The sequence below is a fragment of the Micromonospora sp. WMMC415 genome, from assembly GCF_009707425.1.
Lineage (GTDB): Bacteria > Actinomycetota > Actinomycetes > Mycobacteriales > Micromonosporaceae > Micromonospora.
The window spans coordinates 3,834,142-3,851,268 of the sequence record NZ_CP046104.1; the positions used below are offsets into that span (position 1 = coordinate 3,834,142).

General features: G+C 71.6%; 15 protein-coding genes. 11 read left to right on the forward strand and 4 right to left on the reverse strand.

Annotated elements, in window-relative coordinates:
- Nucleotides 1-186 precede the first annotated feature (186 nt).
- Nucleotides 187-1,245, forward strand: a complete 1,059-nt coding sequence (locus tag GKC29_RS18050) for an aromatic acid exporter family protein (protein ID WP_230688683.1) — start codon at nucleotides 187-189, stop codon at nucleotides 1,243-1,245.
- Nucleotides 1,246-1,268: 23 nt separating this feature from the next.
- On the opposite strand, the gene GKC29_RS18055 is transcribed toward GKC29_RS18050, so the two are convergent.
- On the reverse strand, nucleotides 1,269-1,718 hold the full coding sequence (locus tag GKC29_RS18055) for a MarR family winged helix-turn-helix transcriptional regulator (protein WP_155331944.1): 450 nt from the start codon (nucleotides 1,716-1,718) through the stop codon (nucleotides 1,269-1,271).
- Between the two features lie 98 nt (nucleotides 1,719-1,816).
- On the opposite strand from GKC29_RS18055, the gene GKC29_RS18060 reads away from it, so the two are divergent.
- The 7 genes from GKC29_RS18060 to htpG all read left to right on the forward strand — a co-directional run bounded on the left by GKC29_RS18060 (nucleotide 1,817) and on the right by htpG (nucleotide 10,219).
- Nucleotides 1,817-2,944, forward strand: a complete 1,128-nt coding sequence (locus GKC29_RS18060; RefSeq protein WP_230688684.1) for a substrate-binding domain-containing protein — start codon at nucleotides 1,817-1,819, stop codon at nucleotides 2,942-2,944.
- A gap of 442 nt (nucleotides 2,945-3,386) precedes the next feature.
- Nucleotides 3,387-4,631 carry an urea ABC transporter substrate-binding protein gene (gene urtA / locus GKC29_RS18065; RefSeq protein WP_155331946.1) on the forward strand — a complete coding sequence of 415 codons (1,245 nt, stop codon included), beginning with the start codon at nucleotides 3,387-3,389 and terminating at the stop codon, nucleotides 4,629-4,631.
- Between the two features lie 62 nt (nucleotides 4,632-4,693).
- Nucleotides 4,694-5,581, forward strand: a complete 888-nt coding sequence (gene urtB, locus GKC29_RS18070; protein WP_155331947.1) for an urea ABC transporter permease subunit UrtB — start codon at nucleotides 4,694-4,696, stop codon at nucleotides 5,579-5,581.
- Nucleotides 5,578-6,735 carry an urea ABC transporter permease subunit UrtC gene (gene urtC, locus GKC29_RS18075; protein ID WP_155331948.1) on the forward strand — a complete coding sequence of 386 codons (1,158 nt, stop codon included), beginning with the start codon at nucleotides 5,578-5,580 and terminating at the stop codon, nucleotides 6,733-6,735. Before urtB ends, urtC begins: the two co-directional genes overlap by 4 nt.
- A complete protein-coding gene (gene urtD, locus GKC29_RS18080) occupies nucleotides 6,732-7,496 on the forward strand; it encodes an urea ABC transporter ATP-binding protein UrtD (RefSeq protein WP_155331949.1) in 765 nt (254 codons plus the stop codon). Before urtC ends, urtD begins: the two co-directional genes overlap by 4 nt.
- Nucleotides 7,496-8,188, forward strand: a complete 693-nt coding sequence (locus tag GKC29_RS18085) for an ATP-binding cassette domain-containing protein (protein ID WP_155331950.1) — start codon at nucleotides 7,496-7,498, stop codon at nucleotides 8,186-8,188. Before urtD ends, GKC29_RS18085 begins: the two co-directional genes overlap by 1 nt.
- Nucleotides 8,189-8,308: 120 nt before the next feature.
- A complete protein-coding gene (gene htpG / locus GKC29_RS18090; RefSeq protein WP_155331951.1) occupies nucleotides 8,309-10,219 on the forward strand; it encodes a molecular chaperone HtpG in 1,911 nt (636 codons plus the stop codon).
- A 38-nt stretch (nucleotides 10,220-10,257) separates the two neighbouring features.
- Here the strand turns inward: htpG and GKC29_RS18095 are convergent, their stop codons facing one another.
- A complete protein-coding gene (locus GKC29_RS18095) occupies nucleotides 10,258-10,632 on the reverse strand; it encodes a hypothetical protein (protein ID WP_196255645.1) in 375 nt (124 codons plus the stop codon).
- A gap of 111 nt (nucleotides 10,633-10,743) precedes the next feature.
- Here GKC29_RS18095 and GKC29_RS18100 point away from each other — a divergent pair, with 111 nt between their 5' ends.
- The gene (locus GKC29_RS18100; protein ID WP_155331952.1) at nucleotides 10,744-11,337 is read left to right on the forward strand and encodes a hypothetical protein; all 594 of its coding nucleotides are present in this window, start codon (nucleotides 10,744-10,746) and stop codon (nucleotides 11,335-11,337) included.
- A 23-nt stretch (nucleotides 11,338-11,360) separates the two neighbouring features.
- Here the strand turns inward: GKC29_RS18100 and GKC29_RS18105 are convergent, their stop codons facing one another.
- The gene (locus tag GKC29_RS18105; RefSeq protein ID WP_155331953.1) at nucleotides 11,361-12,167 is read right to left on the reverse strand and encodes a hypothetical protein; all 807 of its coding nucleotides are present in this window, start codon (nucleotides 12,165-12,167) and stop codon (nucleotides 11,361-11,363) included.
- Between the two features lie 439 nt (nucleotides 12,168-12,606).
- Nucleotides 12,607-14,769, reverse strand: coding sequence for a S8 family serine peptidase (locus GKC29_RS30025; protein WP_230688685.1), 2,163 nt, complete (start codon nucleotides 14,767-14,769; stop codon nucleotides 12,607-12,609).
- 394 nt (nucleotides 14,770-15,163) lie between these two features.
- On the opposite strand from GKC29_RS30025, the gene GKC29_RS18115 reads away from it, so the two are divergent.
- Together GKC29_RS18115 and GKC29_RS18120 are read left to right on the forward strand one after the other, a co-directional pair.
- Nucleotides 15,164-16,099 (forward strand): diacylglycerol kinase family protein, encoded by a 936-nt coding sequence (locus tag GKC29_RS18115; protein WP_155331954.1) that lies wholly within the window; start codon nucleotides 15,164-15,166, stop codon nucleotides 16,097-16,099.
- A 104-nt stretch (nucleotides 16,100-16,203) separates the two neighbouring features.
- Entirely contained in the window at nucleotides 16,204-17,106 is a 903-nt protein-coding gene (locus GKC29_RS18120) for a DUF4231 domain-containing protein (protein ID WP_155331955.1), read from the forward strand.
- Nucleotides 17,107-17,127: the final 21 nt, after the last annotated feature.

A 17,127-nucleotide genomic window follows, 5' to 3' on the forward strand; every position in this document is an offset into this window, starting at 1 on the left:
GTTGGCCGGACTCCGTGGACCGCCGCATGGTACGAGTGGTCGGTGAGTGCTGACGACCACCGGCGACACGTTGACCGGTCCCGGCTCGATCGCGGGGCTGAGCAGGTGAAGGTCGCCGCGGGCCGGGCCCGGGGTCGAGGTGGCCAGGCGGGTCGGCTGCGGCTGCACCAGCTCGAGGTCGCTCTGGTGATCTCTCTGCAGGCGGGGCTCGCCGCCGCGCTGGCCTGGTGGATCGGCCACGACGTGCTGGGCAACTCCTCGCCGGTCTTCGCGCCCTCCGCCGCGGTGGGTACGATCGTCGCCGCGCTCGGCCAGCGTGCCCGCCGCACCGGCGAACTGCTGCTCGGCGTCGGACTGGGTATCGTCACCACCGACTTCCTGCTGACACTTCTGGGTACCGGCTTCTGGCAGACCGGTTTCGTTGTCGCCTGCGCCATCCTGACCACGCTCCTGCTGTTCGGGGGCAGCGGGTCGGCCGTCGGGCAGGCCGGCGGTACGGCGGTGCTGCTGGCGACCCTGGCACCGGCGCAGCAGAACCTCGAATGGCCGAGGATCGTCGAGGCGGCGGTCGGCAGCGCCGTCGGACTCGTGGTGGTCATGTTGCTGCTGCCGATCAACCCGATGCGGATCCTCGACCGCGACGCGGCCCCGATCTACGGGTGCCTCGCCGACCAGCTGAGGGAGGTCAGCTCAGCGCTGGCGACCCACGATCAGCAGCGGGCGGTCCGGGCGCTGGACACGCTCCGCGGCCTGGGACCCGACCTCGACCGGATGCACCAGGCGCTCAGCGGCGCCGAAGAGGTGGTCAGCCTGGCGCCGGCGCGCTGGCGGCGCCGCCAGGATGTGGAGCGCTTCGCCCACGCGACCGTCTACCTGGAGCGGGTCATCGAACACAGTCGAGGGCTGGCCCGCCGGTCGGCGCTGGCGCTGCAGTACGACGAGCCGATCCAACCCGACCTGTCCGTGGGCGTCGGCCACCTCGCCGACGGGGTCGAGTCGCTGCGCCGCGAGCACCGGGCCGGGCGTCCCCCCGAGGGGACCAAGCAGAAGGTACGCGATGCGGTGCAGGCGGCCGGACGAGCCCGAGCCCGGGGAGTCAACGACTTCGGAGATGCGGTGGTGACCCAGCTCCGCACCGCCGCGAGCGACCTGCTCCGCGCCACCGGTTACGACCCGACGTCGGCGAATGAGGAGGTACGGAACGCGATCCGGGACGGAGAGGACTCAGTTCACCGGCCCGGATGAGCCGGGAAACCGAAGCCTGACGGTCAGGCGGTGGCCGGGACGGGGCGGCGGGCCGGGTCCAACCGGCCGATCAGGGCGTCGAGGTGGCGGGCCAGGTCGGCGTTGGCGGAGGTGGCCAGCTCGGCCAGGTTGGCGCGGACCAACCCGTCGACGCGCTCGTGCTCGCGCCGCCCCCGGGCGGTCAGGTACGCGCGGATGCGGCGCCGGTCGAGCGGGTCGACCCGGCGGAACACCAGGTTGCGGTCGACGAGCTGGTCGACCAGCTTGGTCAGCGTGCCCGGGGGCAGGGACGCCTCGGCGGCCACCTCGGTCATCGGGTGGCCGAGGCCGTCGGAGAGCAGGCAGAGCACGCGCCACGCCTCGATGCTGAGCGACTCGGCGGCGAGGAGCGCGCCGACTCGGTGCGACAGGAGGCGTTCGGCGCGGGTGAGCAGCCGAAGCAGGTCGGCTGGCGTTCCGGGACGGTCAGACATGGCTCTCCCGCCTGGCGGTGGCTCCGCCATCGTACCGAGCCGTCCCGCTGGGTGGGGAGCGCTGGTCAGCGCCGATGGCGTACGGCCACCATATGTTCATGTCCGCACCGGTTCCGGGGTCCGGGCGCCCGTGGGCGGGGGAGCGCCGCACCGCCGGGGCGTCCTGGCTCACCGTCGACCGGGACGTGGTCAGCGTCGCGCTGGTCTACCCGATGCGCGGGCCGGCGGGGATGTTCGGGCCGAGCTGTGAGCTGTGCGCGCAGCTCGCGGTGGAGGAGGTGAACCGCCGCGGCGGGGTGCTGGGCCGGGAACTGCGGCTGGTGCCGGTGGACGGCGGCGCGCCCCCGGCCGAGGTGGCCGCCGAGGTGGAGGCGCTGGTCTCGGTGGGCGCCGTGCAGGGCGTCACCGGATGGCACATCTCCTCGGTGCGCCAGGCGGTCGCCCCGCGCATCGCGCACCGCGTGCCGTACGTCTACACGGCACTGTACGAGGGCGGCGAGCGTACCGAAGGGGTCTTCCTCACCAGCGAGACGCCGGACGCGCAGCTCTGGCCCGCGATGCGGCTGCTCGCCGGCGAGCTGGGGGCGCGGCGCTGGTTCGTGGTGGGCAACGACTACGTGTGGCCGCGACGGACGGCGCGGGCGGCCCGGCGGTACGCACTGCGCAGCGGCGGCCGCGTCGTCGGGCAGCACTTCCTGCCCCTGGAGACGCACGCGTTCGCCGAGGTGCTGGGCCGGATCGAGCGCAGCGACGCCGACACGGTGCTGATGCTCCTGGTCGGCGCGGACGCGGTGCGCTTCAACCGGGCGTTCGCGCGGTCCGGTCTGGACCAGCGGTGCCTGCGCCTGAGCACGTTGATGGACGAGAACATGCTGCTGGCCAGCGGGGCGACCGCCACCCGGCGGCTGTTCAGCACGGCCGGCTTCTTCGCCGGCCTGGTCACCCCGGAGAACCTGGACTTCCACGGCGCGTTCGGGCGGCGGTTCGGGGTGGAGGCGCCGCCGCTGGGCAGCCTGGGGGAGTCCTGCTACGAGGGGGTCATGCTGCTCGCCGCGCTGATCGCGAAGGCCGGCACGCTGGACGTACGCGCGGTGGAGGCGTCCGCCGACGTGGTGTCGTACGACGGGCCGCGCGGCGAGCTGCGCCTGCGGCGCCGGCACGTCCGCCAGCGCATCTACCTGGCCGAGGCGGACAGGCTGGACTTCACCGTCCTGGCCGAGCTGTGACCCGGGTGCCTTGACAGGCCGACCCATCGGCCGCCTAAGATGCTTCCTGCGTGAAGCATCCAGGATGGATCCGGAATTCACGCGCGCCGTGACGCGAGGCGGTAATTGCCGCCGAGAGCGTCGGGAATTTGCATGCCGGTGCCCGTACGCCGATTTTCCGTCGGCGTGGCGCCGGCATTCTTCGTGCCGATCCGAAGGCGATCGGAAACAGTCAATTGAGGAGCGGGAAACATCCGCGCAACGAAGCGGATCGAAGCTTTCCCTGCCCGATATCCGATGCGCGGCGCCCGGCCGGTGTCCACCCGCCGACCGCTCGCCGCCGACACCATCCACAACGGACCGCACCGCGACACCGACGTCAACCACGACATCGCCGAAACGATCGCCGACAACTGATCGGCGCACCAGACCGCTGCTCCACGCTTCTGTGCAAGGAGAACCGATGTCACTGATCCGGGGCCGCCGCATCCTGGCGGGTGCCATGACCCTGGTCGCCGCGGCCGCCTTGGCCGCGTGCGGCAGCAAGACCACCGACACCGACACCGCCGCGGGCGTCAGCGCCGACGTCTCTGGCGACACGGTGAAGGTCGGACTGCTCAACTCGCTCTCCGGCACCATGGCGATCAGCGAGGTCACCGTCCGAGACGCGATCCTGCTCGCCGTCGAGGAGATCAACGCCGCCGGCGGGGTCCTCGGCAAGAAGATCGAGCCGGTCGGCGAGGACGGCGCCTCGGACTGGCCCACCTTCGCCGAGAAGGCGGAGAAACTGATCAGCCAGGACCGGGTCGCCGCGGTCTTCGGCTGCTGGACCTCGGCCAGCCGCAAGGCGGTCAAGCCGGTCTTCGAGAAGAACAAGGCACTGCTGTTCTATCCCGTCCAGTACGAGGGCCTGGAACAGTCGCCGTACATCTTCTACACCGGCGCGACCACAAACCAGCAGATCGTTCCCGGGCTCGACTACCTCAAGGCCCAGGGCGTGAAGTCGGTCTACCTCGTGGGCAGCGACTACGTCTTCCCGCGGACGGCCAACAAAATCATCAAGGCGTACGCGGAAGCGAACGGAATGACCGTCTCCGGGGAGGACTACGCCCCGCTCGGGTCCACCGAGTTCGGCACGATCGTCAACAAGGTGAAATCGTCCGGCGCGAACGCCGTCTTCAACACGCTGAACGGGGACAGCAACGTCGCCTTCTTCAAGGAGTACACCTCCGCCGGGCTCACCGCCGCCAGCCTGCCGGTGGTGTCGGTGTCGATCGCCGAGGAGGAGGTCAAGGGCATCGGCACGCAGTACCTCAAGGACCAGCTGACGGCCTGGAACTACTACCAGACCACGCCGGGCGCGGCGAACGAGAAGTTCGTGGCCGCGTACAAGAAGAAGTACGGCGCGGACAAGCCGACCAGCGACCCGATGGAGGCCGCGTACGTCTCGGTCCACCTGTGGAAGGCGATGGTCGAGAAGGCCGGCAGCTTCGACGTGGAGAAGGTGCGCGCCGCCGCCGACGGCATCACCTTCGAGGCGCCGGAGGGCCTGGTCACCGTCGACGGCACCACCCAGCACATCGCCAAGACCGCCCGGATCGGCAAGATCGGCGCGGACGGGCTGATCACCGAGGTGTGGAACTCCGGCCAGCCGATCGAGCCGGACCCGTACCTCAAGAGCTACCCCTGGGCGAGCGGCCTGAGCTGACCGACGTGGCCCGGGCGGCGGCCCTGCCGCCCGGGCCACCCCACCCGTTCGGAGTGCGCACCGTGACAGTCCTCTTCGGCCAACTCTTCACCGGCATCAGCATCGGCGCGGTGCTGCTGCTCATCGCGCTCGGCCTCGCGCTGACCTTCGGCCAGATGAATGTGATCAACATGGCCCACGGCGAGTTCATCATGGCCGGCGCCTACACCACCTACGTCCTGCAGCAGATCATCACCGGCGCCGGTTGGTCGTTGCTGGTCGCGCTGCCGGTCGCGTTCGTGGTGGCCGGCGCGATGGGCGTGCTGCTGGAGGCGCTGCTGATCCGCCGCCTCTACGCCCGCCCGCTGGACACCCTGCTGGTCACGTGGGGCGTGTCGCTGATCCTCCAGCAACTTGCCCGGGACGTCTTCGGCAGCCCCAACGTACAGACCCGCGCACCGGAGCCGCTCACCGGCAACGTCGCGCTGCCCGGCGGGGTGACCGTCGCGAACAACCGCGTGTTCATCCTCGTCCTGGCGCTGGCCGCCGTGGCGGCGCTGACCCTGGCGCTGCGACTCACCCCGCTTGGCCGGCGGATCCGCGCCGTCGTGCAGAACCGCGACCTCGCCGCCGTCTCCGGCATCCCCACCGCCCGGGTGGACCGGATCACCTTCTTCGTCGGCTCCGGCCTGGCCGGTGTCGCCGGCGTCGCGCTCACCCTGCTCGGCCCGATCGGGCCCACCATGGGCACCAACCTCATCATCGACGCCTTCCTGGTCGTCGTGGTCGGCGGGATCGGCCAGCTCAAGGGCAGCGTGATCGTGGCGTTCGCGCTCGGCGTCCTCCAGGCCACCGGCGAGTACCTCACCACCCTGAGCGTCGCCAAGGTGATGGTGTTCATCGCCATCGTCGCGTTCCTCCAGTGGCGCCCCCAGGGCCTGTTCACCCTGCGTACCAGGAGCCTGGCATGACCGCCCTCGCCGGACCGCCCGCCACCACCGCCGTCGACGCCGCCCCGGCCGCCGGCCCACGCCCCGGCCGCGGCCGCCGCGCCGGCCGGCTGCGGACCGCCGTCGGGTTCGCGCTCGGCGCCGTCCTGCTGTTCGCCGCCGCGCCGCTGGCGCTGTCCGACTTCCGGCTGTCGCTGCTGGCCAAGTACCTGTGCCTGGCCGTGGTGGCGATCGGCATCGGCATCGCCTGGGGCCGCGGCGGCCTGCTCACCCTCGGCCAGGGCGTCTTCTTCGGACTCGGCGGCTACGCGATGGCCATGCACCTCAAGCTCGCCGACGCGGGTCCGGGCCAGATGCCCGACTTCATGCAGCTGTACGGGCAACTCGACGAGCTGCCGCTGTGGTGGCGTCCGTTCGCCAGCCCGTGGTTCGCCCTGCCGGCGACGGTGCTGCTGCCGATGGCGGTCGCCTTCGGGCTCGGGTCGCTGGTGTTCCGGCGGCGGGTACGCGGCGCGTACTTCGCCATCCTCAGCCAGGCCCTCGCCGCCGCCATGGTGATCCTGCTGATCGGCCAGCAGGGCACCACCGGAGGCACCAACGGGCTCACCGACATCCAGGGCTTCTTCGGCTACGACCTGGACGACCCGGTCAACCAGCGGACGGTCTACTTCCTCATCGCCGCCGCCCTGTTGGCGCTGCTGTGGCTGGCCCGCCAGCTGATCCAGAGCCGCTACGGCGAACTGCTGGTCGCGGTCCGCGACGGCGAGGAGCGGGTCCGTTTCCTCGGCTACGACCCGGCCACCGTCAAGCTGGTCGCCTACGTGACCGCCGCCGGCATGGCCGGCCTGGCCGGGGCGCTGTTCGTCCCGGCGGTCGGCATCATCTCGCCGGCGCTGATCGGGATCGTCCCGTCCATCGAGTTCGTCATCGGCGTCGCCGTCGGCGGTCGGGCCACCCTGCTCGGCCCGGTGCTCGGCGCAGTCGCGGTGGCGTGGGCGCGGACCGCCCTGTCCGAGCGGTTCCCGGGCACCTGGACGTACCTGCAGGGCGGCCTGTTCGTGCTGGTCGTGGCGTTCCTTCCGGGTGGCCTGGCGGCGCTGTGCAGCCGCCGGCGCGGCACCGGCGGCGGGCCGCTGACCCGGCTGCGCCGGCGCCGGACGGAGGCGGCGGCGTGAGCGGGCCGGACGGGCTGGTGATCCGCGACCTGCGGGTCAGCTTCGACGGTTTCACCGCCGTCGACGGGGTGAGCCTGGAGGTACCGCCCGGGGACATCCGGTTCCTCATCGGTCCCAACGGGGCCGGCAAGACCACCCTGGTCGACGCGGTCACCGGGCTGGCTCGGGCCACCGGCTCGGTGCGCTTCGGTGTACACGAGCTGCTGGGCCGGCCGGTGCACCGGATCAGCCGCCTCGGGGTGGGTCGGACCTTCCAGACCGCGTCGGTCTTCGAGGAGCTGTCCGTCCTGCAGAACCTCGACATCGCGGCCGGAGCGCGGCGGAGCTGGGGGACGCTGGCCCGGCGGCGGCGCGGGGTGCCGGACGAGGTGGCCGCGGCGCTGGACACCGTCGGGTTGGCCGGGCACGCCGGCCGGCTCGCCGGCACCCTCGCCCACGGCCAGAAGCAGTGGCTGGAGATCGGGATGCTGCTGATGCAGGACGCGAAGTTGCTGCTCCTGGACGAACCGGTCGCCGGGATGAGCCACGAGGAGCGCGACGCCACCGGCGCTCTGCTGGAGACGGTGAGCCGCGACCGCACGGTGGTGGTGATCGAGCACGACATGGACTTCCTGCGCCGCTTCGCCCGGACGGTCACCGTGCTGCACGCCGGCCGGGTGCTCAGCGAGGGCACCGTGGCGCAGGTGCAGGCCGACCCCCGGGTACAGGAGGTCTACCTCGGCCACCCGGTCGACAGCGGTTCGAGCGGAGGTGAGGCGTGATGCTGGCACTGTGCGGGGTGTCCGCCGGGTACGGCCACAGCCGGGTGCTGCACGGCGTCGACCTGGCGGTGCCCACCGACGGCGTGGTCGCCGTGCTCGGTCACAACGGGGCCGGCAAGAGCACCCTGCTGCGGGTGGCCGCCGGGCTGCTGCGTCCGCACGCCGGCACAGTCGAGCTGGACGGCGAGGACGTCACCCGGCTCGCCCCGCACCGGCGGGTGGCGCGCGGGCTGGCGTACGTGCCGCAGGGGCAGCAGTGCTTCCCGCACCTGACGGCGGGGGAGAATCTGCGACTGGTGGCCGACGGGCGGCGCGACGGCGCGGCAGCCACCGCCGACGCGCTGGACCTCTTCCCGGCGTTGCGGCCGCTGCTGCGGCGACGCGCCGGCCTGCTCTCCGGCGGGCAGCGGCAGCAGCTCGCCCTGGCCCGGGCCCTGATCACCCGGCCCCGGCTGCTGATGCTCGACGAGCCGACCGAGGGCATCCAGCCGTCCGTGGTGACCGAGATCCAGGACCGGATCGTCGGGCTCACTCGGCAGGCCGGCATCAGTGTGCTGCTCGTCGAGCAGCACCTGGGCTTCGCGCTGCGGGTGGCCGACCGCTACCACGTGCTGGAATCCGGTCGGGTGACGTCGGCCGGCGACGCCGGCGCCGGCGCGGGCGCCGCGGTCCGGGCCGCCCTGGCGGTGTGAGGGCACGGGTGTCGGGTCGCCCTCCGTGAGGTGCTCGTATCCTTTCGGCGAACCCCTTCGGAACGCGCCGGCCCGGGCCGGCGCGCCCCGGCACCGGCTGCGCGGACGAAAGGACACGGTGTGAGCACCGAGACGTTGGAGTTCCAGGCCGAGGCCCGTCAGCTGCTCCAGCTGATGGTCCACTCGATCTACTCGAACAAGGACGTCTTCCTGCGGGAGCTGATCTCGAACGCGTCGGACGCGCTGGACAAGCTGCGCCTCGCGTCGCTGGTCGACAAGGATCTCCAGGTCGACACGTCCGACCTGCACATCGCCATCGAGGTCGACAAGGCGGCGCGCACCCTGACGGTGCGGGACAACGGCGTCGGCATGTCCCGGGACGAGGTCGTCCAGGTGATCGGCACGATCGCCAAGTCGGGCACCGCCGAGCTGCTGCGCAAGCTGCGCGAGTCGACCGACGCCGGCGCCTCGCAGGAGCTGATCGGCCAGTTCGGCGTCGGCTTCTACGCCGCGTTCATGGTCGCCGACCGGGTCGAGCTGGTCACCCGCCGGGCGGGGGAGACCGGTGGCACCCGCTGGGAGTCGACCGGCGAGGGCACGTACACGATCGCCCCGGTCGAGGACGCGCCGCAGGGCACCGCCGTCACCCTGCACCTCAAGCCGGCCGACACCGACGACAACCTGCACGACTACACCGCCGAGTGGACCATTCGGCAGATCGTCAAGCGGTACTCCGACTTCATCGCCCACCCCATCCGGATGGCCGTCGAGCGGCCCGGCGCGGACGGCGGCGAGCCCACCACCGAGGTGGCCACCCTCAACTCCATGAAGGCGCTGTGGGCGCGGCCCCGCGACGAGGTCGAGCCGGCCGAGTACCACGAGTTCTACAAGCACGTCAGCCACGACTGGGCCGACCCGCTCGAGATCGTGCACATGCGGGGTGAGGGGACCTTCGAGTACGAGGCGCTGCTCTTCCTGCCCTCGCACGCCCCGCTCGACCTGTTCGCCCCGCAGGGCCGACGCGGCGTGCAGCTCTACGTCAAGCGCGTCTTCATCATGGACGACTGCGAGGCGCTGATGCCGGGGTACCTGCGCTTCGTCAAGGGCGTGGTCGACGCGCACGACCTGTCGCTGAACATCTCCCGGGAGATCCTCCAGCAGGACCGGCAGATCCAGGTCGTCCGTCGTCGGCTGGTGAAGAAGGTCCTCGCCACGGTCAGGGACCTCAAGGCCGACCAGCCGGAGAAGTACCGCACCTTCTGGGCCGAGTTCGGCGCCGCGGTCAAGGAGGGCCTGATCGACGACACGGAGAACCGGGACACCCTCCTGGAGATCCTGTCGGTCGCCTCGACCCACGACGCCGCCGAGCCGACCGACCTCGCCGGCTACGTCGGCCGGATGAAGGACGGCCAGACCGACATCTACTACGCCACCGGCGAGAACCGCGCCACCATCGAGAATTCGCCGCACATGGAGGCGTTCCGCGCCAAGGGCTACGAGGTGCTGCTGCTCACCGACCCGGTCGACGAGGTGTGGGTGGAGCGGGTCGGCGAGTACGACGGGAAGACGCTGCGCTCGATCGCCAAGGGCCAGGTCGACCTGGACACCGAGGAGGAGAAGAAGGAGGCCGAGGCCGAGCGGGAGCGGCAGCGCACCGAGTACGCCGACCTGCTCGCCTGGCTGAGCGGCGCGCTCGCCGACCAGGTCAAGGAGGTCCGCCTGTCGTCCCGGCTGACCACCTCCCCGGCCTGCGTCGTCGGCGACGCCCACGACCTCACGCCCACGCTGGAGAAGATGTACCGGGCGATGGGCCACGAGGTGCCGCAGGTCAAGCGGATCCTCGAGCTGAACCCGGCCCATCCGCTGGTGAGCGGCCTGCGCAAGGCCCGGGAGCAGGGCGGCACCGAGGAGTCGCTGACCGAGACCGCCGAGCTGCTGTACGGCATGGCGCTGCTTGCCGAGGGCGGGGAACTGGCCGACCCGTCCCGGTTCACCCGGATCCTCGCCGAGCGCCTCGCCCGTACCCTCTGACCGGCGGCGGGGACGCCGCGATGGCGGCGTCCCCGGCGTCAGGTCGCGGTGCTCCGCCGGGACGCCACCCACCAGCCGGCCGTCGCCACGACGGCGACGGCGCCGCTGAGCAGGAACGGCGCGACCAGGCCGGCCCGGGCGGCGAGTACGCCGCCGGCGAGGGCGCCGAGGGCCGTGCAGCTGTAGGTGAGCGTGCGGGAGGCGGCCACGACCCGGCCGAGCAGCCCGTCGGGTACGAGCCGCTGCCGGAGCGACAGCGCGGCGACGTTGAGGACGGCGAACGACGCGCTGGTGGTGACCACGACGACCACGGCCGTGACGCGGCTCGGGGCGACGACCCGCAGGACGGGAACGCCGCCGGTGAGCGCCAGCGTCGCCGTCAGGACGTGGCGGTGCCGGAACCGGCGCGCCACCGCCCATCCGCTCTCCGGACCGGCTGGTACGAGCGGCGCGACCGCCACCGCCGCGCGCCGTCCATAGACTGAGATATCTGGATCCTCGTGCCGTGCCGAGGAGGCACATCGATGAATGAGGTTGGTGCTCGACGACGTACGCGGGCCGCAGCCGCTGCCCTCCTGATCTTCCTGGTCCTGACCGGTTCCGGCTGTTCGCTGCTGCATGGTGACGAGGAGCCCGCCGACCGGGATCGGTTGACGCTGAGCGATGACGGATTCTCGCTCGCCGAGTTCGGCGACTCCATTGAACAGGCCAGCGGGCGGTTGCGTGAGCGCTGGGGTCCGGAGGAGGTCCGCGAGATGGTCTGCGAAAGCTCGGCGACGTCGAGGATCCTTGCCTGGGACGGAGTGGTGCTCGTCTTCAACGACCGCGGGCTGGCCGGTTACCTCTTCGGTCCCCGGGCGGATGATCCGATCACCCCTGTCGCCTGGGACGTTGGGAAGGCGTCGACGGACCAGGGACTGCGCCTCGGCGACACCGTGGCGAGGGCTCGCGAATTGTACGGCCGGAACTTCGTTCTGACGGAGACCAGCCTCGGTCCCGAATGGTGGGTGGAAACCGACGCGGTCGGGGAGCACTCGATCAGGGGCTTCGCCACGGGCCTCGGCCCGAGGGACACCATCGCCCGCATCGGTGCAGGCGATCTGTGCGCGGTGCGATGACGGGACGGCCCCCCCGGCGGCCGTTACGGGTCGCGCGCGGCTGACGCTCTCGACGTGCTCAGGTAGGCCGTGGTCAGCAGGATCTCGATGACCAGTGCTCCCGCCATACCGAGGACCGCGCCGAGGACGAGCAGGTCCGGCTCCCGCGTACGCTCCCGCTCTACGTCCACGAGGTCGATCGACACCGCGGGTACGGGAAGCCGGTCCTCGTTGGCGCCGGGCACCCGAGACGAGGTCAGCGAGTACCTGGTGATCGAACCTTCGGACTCGCCCGGCCGGCTTACGCCGTCCGTCTCGAAGCGGTCCACCTTGTAGGCGCCTGTGTGGACGGAGACGGTGCCGCCAGCGGATGCCGCCGATCCGCGCTCGCCGGCGACGTCGATACGCGCTGTGCGTACAAACTTGTACTGGCTGGAGTGGGACAGGCTGCCGTTCCGGAGGCTGACCGAGACCTGGGACGGTGCCGGCAGCGTCTGCGGGATGAGTACGAGATATGACTCGTCCCGCTCGCCGAGTCCGGGCGTACCGACATGTCGCCAGCCGTCAGAACCGATCGACCTGCCGTCGTCCGCCCGCGCGTTCAGCCTGACGACGTCAACCTTGTCTCCGGTAGGTGAACTGAGGGTCAGCGGCTCACCCGGCGACCAGTCGGCGAGGGTCAACGTGATGGTTGTGGTGGTAATCGTGTCGCCAATGGCCACGTCGAAGGAGAGCGACTCGATCTTTGCCGGGACGTCGGCGACGTAGGTCGGACTACCACTGTTCTCCTGGATCGGTGCGGACCGGTAGGCCACTCTCCCGTAGCCGACACCGCTCGCGGTGGCAGTCACCAACAGCAGTAGTGCCAGGGCGACCAGTTGTCGCTTCGCTATGGTGCGTTGGCGGCCACCGTCGCGCTGTCGCCTTCGGACGAGCGCGGGGCCCGGAAGTGCGTCCCTCTCCGACCTGGTACGGGCACCAGCTGGATCGCCACGGTCATCCGCCGGTAGGGACGGCTCGTCCTGGTCACCGTGCTGCTCGACGGCAGGGGGCGGTACCCAGAGGCCGCTCTGGACCTGCCGCCAGGACGTGAACCGGTCGCTCTGGAACCTTGTTTCCCGCCTCGGCCCTGGTCGAGCGATCAATCTCTGGCCTCCCCGCTGCCGGGCCGCTTCAGGCGCACTGCCGCCACCTTGCCAGCGTCCGGCGGGCGCTGTCGACTCTGCCCGGTCACCGCCTCCGCGCGAGCGGTGGGCTCCAGGCGGCGCCTGGAGCCCACGGCCGTTGCTGCTACCAGAGCACGCCGGGCATCGGGATCTCGGTGCCGACGGCGAAGAAGTCGTGCCACTTCACGCCGGTGCCGACGAACGACGAGCCGGTGGACCGGGCGACGAAGGCGTCCGCCGCCGAGCCCCGGGTGAAGACCACCAGATCGTCGCGGCCGTCGCCGGTGTAGTCACCGGCACCCGGCACCTCGCTGCCGTAGGCGAAGGAGTCGTGCCACTTCACGCTCGTGCCCATGAAGGACGAGCCGTTGGACAGCGCCACGTACACGTCGCCGGTGGAGCCCCGGGTGAAGGTGGCGATGTCGTCGCGGTTGTCGCCGTTGAAGTCGCCGACGGTCGGGATCTCCGAGCCGACGGCGAAGAAGTCGTGCCACTTCACGCTCGTGCCCACGAACGACGAGCCGTTGGACAGGGCCACGTACGCGTCGGCGCTGCCGCTGCGGGTGAAGGTGACGATGTCGTCGCGGTTGTCGCCGTTGAAGTCGCCGACCATGGGGATCTCCCAGCCGACGGCGAAGAAGTCGTGCCACTTGATGCTCGTGCCCACGAACGACGAGCCGTTGGAGAGGGCGACGTAGACGTCGGCGGCGGCCCCGCGGGTGAAGGTGGCGATGTCGTCGCGGTTGTCGCCGTTGAAGTCCCCGACGACCGGGATCTCCGAGCCGACGGCGAAGAAGTCGTGCCACTTGACGGCGGTGCCGACGAACGACGAGCCGTTGGAGAGGGCGACGTAGACGTCGGCGGCGGCCCCGCGGGTGAAGGTGGCGATGTCGTCGCGGTTGTCGCCGTTGAAGTCCCCGACGAGCGGCAACTCGGTGCCGAAGGCGAAGTTGTCGTGCCACTTCACCGACGTGCCGACGAAGGAGGAGCCATTCGACAGGGCGACGTAGACGTCACCGGCGCCACCCCGGGTGAAGGTCGCGATGTCCTCCCGGCCGTCGCCGTTGAAGTCGCCGTGGCTGCTGCCGAAGCCGTCGTTGCCGGAGAACAGCATCCGGTTCGGCGTCTCCGGGCGGGCGTCGGTGATGACGCCGGGGGTGGACTCGTTGATGATCATCGTGGCGATCTGCGCGGGCGTGCTCGACGGACTGCGCTGGCGGATCTTCGCCGCCGTGCCGGCCACGTGCGGCGACGCCATGGAGGTGCCGGAGAACACCGCGGTGGCGGTGTCGCTGGCAATGCCGGCGGAGGTGATGCCCGCCCCGGGCGCGAACAGGTCCACGCACCGGCCGAAGTTCGAGGTGCCGGACCGGGCGTCGGCCGAGGTCGCGTTCGCGACGGTGATCGCCGCCGGGACCCGGGCGGGGGAGAAACCGCAGGCGTCGGCGTTGTCGTTGCCGGCCGCGACGACGACCGGGATGCCGGCGGTGACCGCCCGGTTCACGGCGGCGTCGGCCGCGGTGTTGCCGCCGCCGCCGAGGCTGGCGTTGATGACCGCCGGCCGGGCCCCGTTGGCGATGACCCAGTCGACGCCGGACACGAACCACGACCACTGCCCGCTGTTCGCGCAGTTCAGCACCCGGACGGCGTGTATCCGGACGCCCTTGGCCACGCCGTGCGCCGCGCCGCCGACCGTGCCGGCGACGTGTGTGCCGTGCCCGTGGCAGTCGTTGCCGTTCTGCCCGTCACCGACGAAGTCCGCGTCCCGGGTGGCCCGGCCGCCGAAGTCGTTGTGGGTGGAGCGGATGCCGCTGTCCAGGACGTACGCGTGCACGCCCGCGCCGGTGTTCGGGTAGGTGTAGGCGCTGTTGAGCGGCAGCCGTGGCTGGTCGATGCGGTCCAGCCCCCACGACGTGGGGCTCGGCTGGACGTCCGTACCGGCGATCCTGGCGTCCTGCTCGACGAGCGCGACCGCCGGGTCCTTGCTGAGCGCCCGCGCGTCGGCGGCCGACATGCGCGTCGTGAAGCCGTTCAGCGACGTGAGGACGTGCTTCACACTGCCGTGGTGGCGGGCCGCCAACCGCTCACCGGCACGACGCGCGGGCTCCCGGTTGCCGTCCTTGAGCAGGACGATCCAACTGTCGGTGATGCCGCCGACGGCTGCCAGGCGGAAGGTGGTGGTGGCGCCGGCGTCGGGGGTGGGTGCGGCCTGAGCCGGACCCACGCCGGCCACACTGAGCGCCAGGGCGAGGCCCGCGACGATCAGTGCGTCTCTTTTTCTGGGCAATGTCGTTCCCTTCCCGTCGGCAGTGCTCGGCGAGTTGTTGCGGAATTTGTCTCGTCGAGCGATGGGCAATGGGAGTAGATCCCAGACAATTGCGAATTCTGTTACGTTGTCGGATGCTCGACCGCCGCAGCCCCTTCGTCGGCGGTGTGACCAGTCCTCTCGCTTTTGCCGCAGTCGTCATTCCTGTCGGAAAGCGGTCAGGAGATTAACGCCTTTTCCGTGGTTGCCGGCGGCCGTCGCACAGTTGGCCGCGACGGGAAGCCGTCGAGGTCAGGTATGGGTCGCGCGGCAGCCCGAAGGCCACGGTCCGCGTGCCCCGGAGGAGGCGTGAAGCGGATCGGGCGGCCTCCGTGGCCAGCATGGGAATCACGCCGGTTGGGTAACACCGGCGGGCATGAGCATGAGTACGGCGGAGCGCGCCGCAACGCCGACCGGGACCGGCGTCGGCACGGTCGCGGTCGTCGCGCACCGGAAGAAGACCCTCGGGGGCGGCCTGGACGCCCTGCGCGCCGACCTGATTGCGGCGGGCGTCGACGACCTGATCTGGTACGAGGTGCCGAAGAGCCGCAAGGCCCCGAAGAAGGTGCGCAAGGCGCTGAAGAAGGGTGCCGACCTGGTCTTCGTGTGGGGCGGTGACGGGATGGTGCAGCGCTGCGCCGACACCCTCGCCGGCACCGGCACGCCGATGGCGATCCTGCCCGCCGGCACGGCGAACCTCTTCGCCGCGAACCTGGGCATCCCGGAGGACCTGCCGGAGGCCGTCCGGATCGGTCTGCACGGCCCGCGTCGCGCCCTCGACCTGGGGAAGCTCAACGGCGAACACTTCGCGGTGATGGCCGGCGCCGGCTTCGACGGCGACCTGATCCGGGAGGCCGACCGGAAGCTCAAGGGCCGGCTCGGCAGGATCGCCTACCTGTGGACCGGGCTGCGGCACGTACGGGGCGAACTGGTGCCCACCCGGATCAGGGTCGACGGCGCCGAGTGGTTCGACGGCGAGGCGAGCTGCGTGCTGTTCGGCAACGTCGGCACGATCACCGGCGGCATCCCGGCGTTCGACGACGCCCGCCCGGACGACGGCGCCCTGGAGGTCGGGGTGTCGACCGCGAACGGTGCGGTCGACTGGGCGCGGACGCTCGGCCGGATGGCGGCCGGCCGCTCCGCGGAATCCCCGTTCGTGCGCATCACCCGGGGCCGCCGGGTGCGGGTCAGGCTCGCCGCGCCCCGGACGTACGAGCTGGACGGCGGTGCCCGGGGTGCGGTGACGAAGCTCAAGGTCCGCGTGGTGCCCGGCGCGCTGACCGTCTGCTGCCCGCACGCGTCGGAGCGGTGACGTCGCCGGCGGCGGATCGTCGTCGGTGCGGCCGGTGGCCGGCAGCCAGAGCGCAAGTGCTCGCGCGGCCGGGGGAGCGGACCGGGTGCCCTACCATTCGGGGAGTGTCGACCGTCGATCCCCCAGCCGTGCTCGACACGGTCTGGCAGCAGCAGGGTGTGTGGTCCCGGGCGGCGGACGCGGCGCGGCGACGCATCGTCCGGGGCCGCCGTCTGGTCGCCGGCCTGACCGTGGTCGCCGCCGTGGCCGCCACCGCCGCCGCGCAGCTCGGCGGCGTGCACCTGGCGGCGAGCCGGGCGTTGGCCATCATCGCCGCCGCGGCGTTCGGCCTCGTTCCGTTGGCCGCCCGGTCGACGGCCCGTGAGCCGGTGCAGGTCTGGACGCGGCTGCGGTCGGTCGCCGAGTCGCTGAAGGCCGAGGTGCACCGCCACCTCGCCGGGGTCGCCCCGTACCGGGGGCCGGACCGCGACGCGGTGCTGCTCAGCCGCGCGGACGCGATCGTGGACGAGGCGGGTGACCTGGTCGGGCACACGGTCGACGTCGCACCGCGGTCCCGACCCCTGCCGGAGGTGTCGGACGTCCCGTCGTACCTGCTGCGGCGGGTGGACCGGCAGGTCGAGCGGTACTACCTGCCGGAGGCCCGCCGGACGGGCGCCGCCGCCCGCCGGGTCCGGGTGGTCACGACGGGCCTGACCGCGGGCGGCGCGGTGCTCTCCGCGGTGGTCGGCGTGCTCGGGGACGGGCTCGGCCTCGCCGCGTGGGTGGGCGTCGTCGCCACGGTGACGACGGCGGTGGTGGGGTACGGCGCGGCCCAGCAGTACGAGCACCAGCAGATCGAGTACGCGCGCACCGCCGACCAGCTCGTCCGGCTGCTCCGCGCCCGGCGGGACGGGGACGGCTGGGCCGACGACGACGCGGTCGTGGCCGAGGCGGAACGTCTCATCGCACTGTCCAATGAGGTCTGGATGGCGAGAACCCTTGAAGAAGATGGCGTACCGCGCCGCTGAGACTACTCGGCGTGTTGTAGA

What these genes read in the sequence shown, in the direction of transcription:
- GKC29_RS18055 (WP_155331944.1), bottom strand. Translation starts at nt 1,718, where the DNA reads ATGTCTGACCGTCCCGGAACGCCAGCCGACCTGCTTCGGCTGCTCACC.
- GKC29_RS18060 (WP_230688684.1), top strand. Translation starts at nt 1,817, where the DNA reads ATGTCCGCACCGGTTCCGGGGTCCGGGCGCCCGTGGGCGGGGGAGCGC.
- urtA (WP_155331946.1), top strand. Translation starts at nt 3,387, where the DNA reads ATGTCACTGATCCGGGGCCGCCGCATCCTGGCGGGTGCCATGACCCTG.
- urtC (WP_155331948.1), top strand. Translation starts at nt 5,578, where the DNA reads ATGACCGCCCTCGCCGGACCGCCCGCCACCACCGCCGTCGACGCCGCC.
- GKC29_RS18085 (WP_155331950.1), top strand. Translation starts at nt 7,496, where the DNA reads ATGCTGGCACTGTGCGGGGTGTCCGCCGGGTACGGCCACAGCCGGGTG.
- GKC29_RS18100 (WP_155331952.1), top strand. Translation starts at nt 10,744, where the DNA reads ATGAATGAGGTTGGTGCTCGACGACGTACGCGGGCCGCAGCCGCTGCC.
- GKC29_RS18115 (WP_155331954.1), top strand. Translation starts at nt 15,164, where the DNA reads ATGAGCATGAGTACGGCGGAGCGCGCCGCAACGCCGACCGGGACCGGC.